Here is an 8254-nt window from a genome sequence, read left to right on the forward strand (position 1 = left end):
CGCGCCGTCGCGGCGCGGAACAGGCCGGCCAGCATCGGGGCCCGCTGGCCCGCGTGGTCGACCACGGCGGGCAGCAGCGGGGTCGCGACGACCGACGCCTCCTCCCCGGCGACCGCAGCGTCGAACAGCGCGAGGCCCTGTTCGGTGCTGAGAGCGGGCAGGCCGACGCTCAGGCTCCGCGCCAGTTCCGTCTCGTCGAGGGTCGTACCCATGCCTGCGTCCTGCCACAGCCCGAACGCGATCGAGACCGCGGGCAGATCCTGCTGACGGCGGCGTGCGGCCAGTCCGTCGAGGAAGCCGTTGGCGGCGGCGTAGTTCGCCTGACCGGCCGAGCCGAGCACCCCTGCAACCGAGGAGAACAGCACGAACGCCCGCAGAGGCAGATCCTGCGTGAGTTCGTGCAGCCACCAGGCCGCGGCGGCCTTCGGCGCCCACACCTCGTCGAGGTGATCCTCGGTCTGCTCGGTCAGCACGGCGTCGTGCAGTACACCGGCGGCATGGACGACGCCGGTCAGGTCGCCGACGCTCGCAAGCAGGTCGGCAAGAGACGCCCGGTCGGTGACGTCGCAGGCCACGGCCCGGGCATCGGCGCCCGCGCCGCGCAGCTCCGCGACGAGCTCCGCCGCGCCCGGCGCCGCCTCGCCGCGCCGCGAGGCAAGGACCAGCTTCCGCACTCCGTGCTCGGCCACCAGGCGGCGTGCGACCAGCGCGCCCAGGCCTACGGTGCCTCCGGTGATCAGGACCGTGCCGTCGCCCCAGTCCGGGCCTTCCTCGGCCCGGGGTCGGCGTTCCAGCCGGGCCACGTGCCAGACACCGTCCTGCCGCCGCCACTCCGGCTCGCGGGCGGTGGCCACGGCCCACCAGCTTCGGTTGTCGAGGGACGTCGCGTCGTCGCCCACCTCGACCAGGACGAAGCGCCCCGGGTGCTCCGCCTGCGCAGCACGCACCAGGCCGGCGACGGCGGAGGCGGCGGGTGCCGGGGCGCCCGCATCATCGCCGCCGACCGTGGCGATCACCAGAGTGCTGCCGTCCCTGGCAGGATCGACCGTCCACGCCCGCAGGACGGCGAGCACCTCGGCGGTCAACGAGCGGGCCGTCTCCGCGTCGGCCGTTCCAGGGGTCGGGCAGAGGCAGGCCACGACCTCGCCCTCAGCGGTGGCCACGTCCGCGAGTCCGACGACGACCGCCACTGTGCCGGTCACCTCGGTCTCGGGCAGCGGCGCCTCCACCCAGCGCAGCCGGAACAGCGCGTCCACGGCGGTCTCTGCGACGGCCAGCTCGGCACGGTTCATCGGGCGCAACACCAGGGATTCGACCGTGCCGACGGCGGCGCCCCGCTCGTCCTGCAGCGACAGCCGGCCACCGCTGAACAGCGCTCGCAGCTTCCTCCCGCCGCCGGGCTCGACCGAGACGCCCCGCCAGGACGCAGCCAGCATCGGGGCGTCGGCCGAGCCTCCGATCTCGGCCGCGATGAGCTGGCAGACACCGTCCAGCAGCGCAGGATGGAGGACGAAGGCGGAGGCGGCGGAGCCGCTGTCGGCCGTCTCGGGCAGCGCGAGTTCGGCGTAGAGGTCGGCTCCCTCGCGCCAGGCAGCCTGCACGGTACGGAATGCCGGCCCGTGCTGGTGCCCGCGACGGGCCAGCGCCTCGTACATGGCGTCGAGGTCGAGCGGGACGGCTCCCGTCGGGAGCCACGACGACGGCGACGGCGCAGCGGTCGCACGGCTGGGGCTCAACGTCCCGGAGGCGCAGCGCACCCACTCAGCCGCGTCGCCGGGGCGGACATGAATACTGATGCCACGCCGGCCGGTGTCGTCGGCCGCACCGACGCTGATCTGTACCGGTACGCCGTCGGAGCGGGAGAGGACGAGCGCCGAGGTGAGGTTCAGCTCCTCGACGGTGGTGCAGTCGACTTCCTCGCCGGCCCGTAGGGCAAAGTCCACGAGCACCGATGCCGGCACGACCACGACGCCGTTGATGTCGTGGTCGGCGAGCCAGGGCTGGCTGTCCGGGGACAGCCGCCCGGTGAGGACCACACCACCGGTGTCGGCAATGGTGACAGCCGCACCCAGCAGCGGATGCCCGGTCGCGGACTGCCCCACATGACGCGGATCGCTCCCCGCCACCACCGAGTCCTGCCAGTAGCGGCGGCGCTGGAAGGGGTAGGTGGGCAGGTCCAGATGGCGTGCGGGGGTGGGGGCGGGGAGGTGCCAGTCGATGAGCAGGCCGGAGGTGTTGAGGTGTGCGGCGGCGGTGAGCAGCGTGGTCCGGGCCGTGGTGCCGTCTTTGGGGCGGCGCATCAACGGCGCGAACGTGACCGTGTCGGTCTCGTCCAGGCTCTGGCGGGCCAGGGCGGTCAGGACCGCCTCCGGCCCCACCTCCACCAGCCGCGACACCCCCAACCCGCGCACCGTGGCCAGACCGTCCGCGAACCGCACCGGCTCCCGCACATGCCGCACCCAGTACCCCGGATCCGTCAACTCCCCCGACACCAGCCCACCCGTCACATTCGACACAACAGAAACCGACGGCTCGCGATAGGCCAGTGAGGCAGCGACCTCGGCGAACGGCTCCAGCATCGGCTCCATCAACCGCGAATGAAACGCATGCGACACCGGCAACCAGCTACTGCGAACCCCACGCTCCCCGGCCCGGGCAGCGACCGTCTCCAGCTCCGGCACAGCACCGGAGACCACGACCGCAGCGGGGCCGTTGACCGCCGCCACATCCACCCCCACACCAGCGGTCAACTCCCCCACCGTTTGAGGATCCGCGGCCAGGGCGAGCATCCCGCCACCGGCCGGCAGCGCCTGCATCAACGACCCCCGCGCCACCACCAACCGCGCCGCATCCTCCAGACTCAACACCCCCGCAGCAAACGCCGCGGAAACCTCCCCCACCGAATGCCCCACCACCACATCCGGCACCACACCCCAATGCCGCAACACCCCCACCAGAGCGGCCAGCACCACAAACAGACCCGCCTGAGTGAACACCGTGGCATCCACCCCCGCCGGATCATCCCCCCACACCACCTCCCGCAGAGGCCGCCCCAGATGGGCATCCACCGCCGCACACGCCTCATCAAACCCCGCCGCAAACACCGGATCCGACCCATGCAACTCACGGCCCATACCCAGCCACTGCGAACCCTGCCCCGTAAACAACCACCCCGTACGCCCCGACAACACCCGCCCCACCACCACACCCGCACCCGGACCTGCGGACACCACGGAACCCGTGCCATCGGACGCGAACGACGACAGGGCATCAATCGCCTCGTCCCGGCTGGACGCGATCACCACCGCCCGGTGCTCCAGCCCCGCCCGCCCACCAGCCAGCGCCGAGGCCACCTCCCCCACACCCACATCCGCACGCCCAGCCCACCAGGACGCCAACCGCCCCGCAGCCTGAACCAACGCCTCCGCCGACCGCGCCGACACCACCACCGGAATCCCGGCAACACCGGGCAGATCCTCAGTCGCGGGCACGGGCTGATCCTCAGCACCAGGCATGTCCTCGGACACCTCGGGCGCGGGCAAGTCCTCGACCACGGGGGCCTGTTCGAGGATCACGTGGGCGTTGGTCCCGCTGATACCGAACGACGACACCGCCGACCGCCGCGGCCGCCCCACCACCGGCCACGTACGGGCCTCCGTCAACAGCGACACCGCACCCGCCGACCAGTCCACCTGCGACGACGGCGCATCCACATGCAACGACGCCGGCATCACACCATGCCGCATCGCCTCCACCAACTTGATCACACCCGCCACACCCGCAGCCGCCTGCGTATGCCCCAGATTCGACTTCACCGAACCCAGATACAACGGCTCACCCGCACGATCCCGCCCATACGTCGCCAACAACGCCTGCGCCTCAATCGGATCACCCAGACGAGTACCCGTCCCATGGCCCTCCACCAGGTCGACCTGGTCCGCACCGACCTGCGCATTCGCCAGTGCCTGCCGGATCACCCGCTGCTGCGACGGACCATTCGGCGCCGTCAGCCCATTCGACGCACCATCCTGATTGACCGCACTACCCCGCACCACCGCCAGCACCGGATGCCCCAACCGCCGCGCATCCGACAACCGCTCCACCAGCAACAGGCCGACACCCTCACCCCAACCCGTACCGTCCGCCCCCTCCGCGAACGCCTTGCACCGGCCATCCGCCGACAACCCACGCTGCCGGCTGAACTCCACAAACGTCTCCGGCGTCGACATCACCGTCACACCACCGGCCAACGCCAGCGAGCACTCCCCCGAACGCAACGCCTGCGCCGCCAGATGCAACGCCACCAACGACGACGAACACGCCGTATCCACCGTCACCGCCGGCCCCTCCAGCCCGAAGACGTAGGAGACCCGACCGGAGGCGATGGCACCGGTCGCGGCGTTGTACGGGTAGTCGTGATACATCACGCCCGCGAAGACACCCGTCCGGCTGCCCTTCAGCGTCCCGGGATCAATACCGGCCCGCTCGAACGCCTCCCAGGACGCCTCCAGCAACAGACGCTGCTGCGGGTCCATGATCAGGGCCTCGCTGGGACTGATGTTGAAGAAGGCCGGGTCGAACTGGTCCGCCTCGTGCAGGAAGCCACCCTCCCGCGTGTAGGACTTGCCCTCGACGCCGGGCTCCGGGTCGTAGATGCCGGCGACGTCCCAACCACGGTCGGCCGGGAACAGCGACACCCCGTCGCGCCCCTCGGCGACCAGCCGCCACAGATCCTCCGGCGACGACACCCCGCCCGGATAACGGCAGGCCATCGACACGATCGCGATCGGCTCCCGGCTGTCCGCCGTGATTTTGCGCAGCTGCCCACGGAGCCGCTCGGTCTCCTTGACGGACGCACGCAGCGCCGTGACGAGCTTCTCGTCGGTTCCGGTCATCGGAGCCTCACACATCCTCGGCGATGTCGTCGAAGTCGGCGCCATTGAGCGCCAGACTGATCAGCGCGTCCGCGTCCATGGTGTCGACGTCGGCGTCGACGTCCCCGGCATCGCTGGACGGAGCGGCGCTGGACGGGCCGGAGTGGCCCGCGAGTTGGAGCAGGCTGTCGAGCAGCCCGGCATCGCGCAGCCTGGTGAGGGGAATCCGCTGCAGGGCCAGCCGCACGTGCTGTTCGGCGGAGTCGTCGGACTCGGCGTCGGGGAAGAGCTGCTCGGCCAGGAAGGCGGCCAGACTCGCCGTGGTCGGGTAGTCGAAGCTCAGCGTGGCCGGCAACCGCAGCCCTGTGGCCGTACCCAGCCCGTTGCGGAACTCGACGGCGGCCAGTGAGTCGAAGCCCATCTCGCTGAACGGACGCTGCGTGTCGATCGCCTCGGCACCGGCGTAGCCGAGCAGCGTTGCCGCATGCCCGCGCACCAGATCGGAGAGCCGGTCCAGCCGCTCGGCGGGGGCGAGACCGGCCAGCCGGTCGCGCAGGGCAGCACCACGGTCGGCGCCGGCCGCGGCCTGACGGCGGCCCGGTACCCGGATCAGACTGCGCAGCAGGTCCGGTACGTCGCCCTCACCGGAGGCGGACGTGTCGAGCAGCATCGGTACGAGAAGGGCCCGGTCGGAGCTGCCCGCAAGGTCGAAGAGCTCGGTGCCCTTCTTCTCGGGGAGCGGGTCGATCCCTGCCCGCCGGAGACGCTGGAGGTCGGCCTCGCCGAGCTCGCCCGCCATGCCGCCGTCGAGCGACCACAGGCCCCAGGCCAGCGACTGAGCTGCCAGCCCTGCGGCCCGGCGGTGCGAGGCGAGCGCGTCGAGCAGCGCGTTCGCCGCAGCGTAGTTGCCCTGTCCGGGTGCGCCGAGGACCCCTGCCGCCGAGGAGAAGAGGACGAAGGCCGAGAGGTCCGTGTCACGGGTCAGTTCGTGCAGGTTCAGCGCTGCGTCGGCCTTGGGCCGGAAGACCGTGTCGACGCGCTCGGGCGTCAGTGACGAGGTCACGCCGTCGTCGAGCACACCGGCGGAGTGGACTACCGCAGTGAGCGGGGCGTCGTCCGGGATCGTGGCCAGCACCTGGGCGAGCGCCGCACGGTCGGCGACATCGCAGGCGGCCACCTGAACGTCCGCGCCCAGTCCGGTGAGTTCCTCGACGAGGTCCGGCATTCCCGGCGCGGCCGCGCCCCGGCGGCTGACCAACAGCAGCCGCCGTACACCCCGTTCGGTGACGAGGTGGCGGGCGAAGACCTGTCCGAGGTTGCCGGTCGCGCCGGTGACGAGCACGGTGCCGCCGCCGAAGTCGGTGGCCGGCGACGTCGTCGCAGGGACCGTCGCCCGGAGCAGGCGGGCGGCGAACACCTCGCCCTCGCGGATGGCCAGCTGTGACTCGTCCAGCCCGGCCAGGGCCTCGAGCGGAAGGGCGTCGGTCGGGGCGTCGGTGTCCCTGTCCGCGTCGATCAGGACGATCCGGCCCGGGTTCTCCGCCTGTGCCGAGCGGACCAGTCCGCGGACGGCCGCGGCGGCGAGATCCGACACGGCCTCGCCCGCGACCGATACCGCGCCTCGGGTGAGGACAACGAGCGTCGCCTCGGACGAGCGCGGGTCGGCGAGCCATTCCTGCAACGCGGCCAGCGCAGTGTGCACGGCCGCGCGGGGCTCCCCACCGCCGGCCCGCAGCACGACGCACTCCGGCAGCTCGCCCTCCGCGGGGATCGCGCCCAGCTCGACCATCGGGCGGCCGGCTGCCGCATCGCTGACCGGCTTGAGCGGCCCGCGCGGGATCCAGCCCAACTCGTACAGGTTGTCGGCGGTGGGTGGCGGCGCGTCCAGCGACCCGGCGGACAGCTCCCGCAGCGCAAGCGACCCGACAGAGATCACCGGATGTCCGGCTGGATCCCACGCCTGCAACCGCACCGCGAGGCCATCGAGAGTGAGCCTGACGCGCAGCTGGGTCGGCCGTTCGGCCAGCAGGGAGACACCGGACCAGGCGAACGGCAGCCGTACGGTCGTCCCGCCACCGCCGCTGTCGAGCAGGGCCACCGCCTGCAAAGCGGCGTCCAGCAGGGCCGGGTGAACGGTGTGACCCGAGACGTCGATTTCCTCGGGCAGCGCGATCTCTGCGTAGACGTCGTCGCCGTGCCGCCAGGCCGCGCGCAGGCCCTGGAACGCCGGACCGTACTGGAGTCCCAGCTCGTGCAGCTCCGCGTAACTGTCGGAAACGTCGATCGGCGTGGCCTCCGCCGGCGGCCAGCTGCCAAGATCGTCCACTGCCGGGCTTGTGCTGCGTGTGGTGAGGGTGCCGGTGGCGTGGGTGGTCCAGTCGGTGTCCTGACCGGGACGGGAGTGGATGGAAACCTCGGCCTGCTCCCCCGCCCGGACCACCTGCACCTGCACATCCACACCACCGTGCCCGGGCAGCACCAGCGGATCACTGATCACCAGCTCCGCCACCTCGCCGTACCCCGTCAGATCCGCCGCATGAACCGCCATGTCCAGGAAAGCCGTACCCGGAACAATCACCACCCCACCCACCGCATGATCAGCCAGCCACGGATGACCCCCCAGACCCACACGCCCCGACAGCACCGTCGCCGCACCATCAGCCGTACTCACCACCGCCGCCAGCAACGCATGACCCGCATCACCCAACCCCGCCCCACCCACACCCGCGGTGACCGCGGCGGCCGATGACGACTCCGACAACCAGTAACGCCGGCGCTGGAAGGGGTAGGTGGGCAGGTCCAGATACCGTCCCGGGGCGGGGGCGGGCAGGTGCCAGTCCACCGGCACACCCGAGGCGTGGAGGTGTGCGGCGGCGGTGAGCAGCGTGGTCCGGGCCGTGGTGCCGTCTTTGGGGCGGCGCATCAACGGCGCGAACGTCACGTCGGTCTCGTCGAGGCTCTGGCGGGCCAGGGCGGTCAGGACCGCCTCCGGCCCCACCTCCACCAGCCGCGACACCCCCAACCCGCGCACCGTGGCCAGACCGTCGGCGAACCGCACCGGCTCGCGCACATGCCGCACCCAGTACCCCGGATCCGTCAACTCCCCCGACACCAGCCCACCGGTCACATTCGACACGACAGGAACCGACGGCTCGCGGAACGTGAGAGAAGCAGCAACCTCGGCGAACGGCTCCAGCATCGGCTCCATCAACCGCGAATGAAACGCATGCGACACCGGCAACCAACTACACCGCACCCCACGCTCCCCGGCCCGGGCGGCGACCGTCTCCAGCTCCGGCACAGCACCGGAGACCACGACCGCGGTAGGGCCGTTGACCGCCGCCACATCCACCCCCACACCAGCGGTCAACTCCCCCACC

Annotated in this window: 1 protein-coding gene and 1 pseudogene; both read right to left on the reverse strand. The window is 71.7% G+C overall.

Going from position 1 to position 8254, the window contains the following annotated elements; genetic code table 11:
* Positions 1 to 4895, reverse strand: a pseudogene (locus ACWDZ6_RS33095) (type I polyketide synthase); the annotation flags it as partial.
* Between the two features lie 7 nt (positions 4896 to 4902).
* A partial coding sequence (locus ACWDZ6_RS33100; protein ID WP_451505785.1) for an SDR family NAD(P)-dependent oxidoreductase occupies positions 4903 to 8254 on the reverse strand: 3352 nt, incomplete at its 5' end.

The sequence above is a fragment of the Streptomyces sp. NPDC002926 genome (assembly GCF_053591755.1).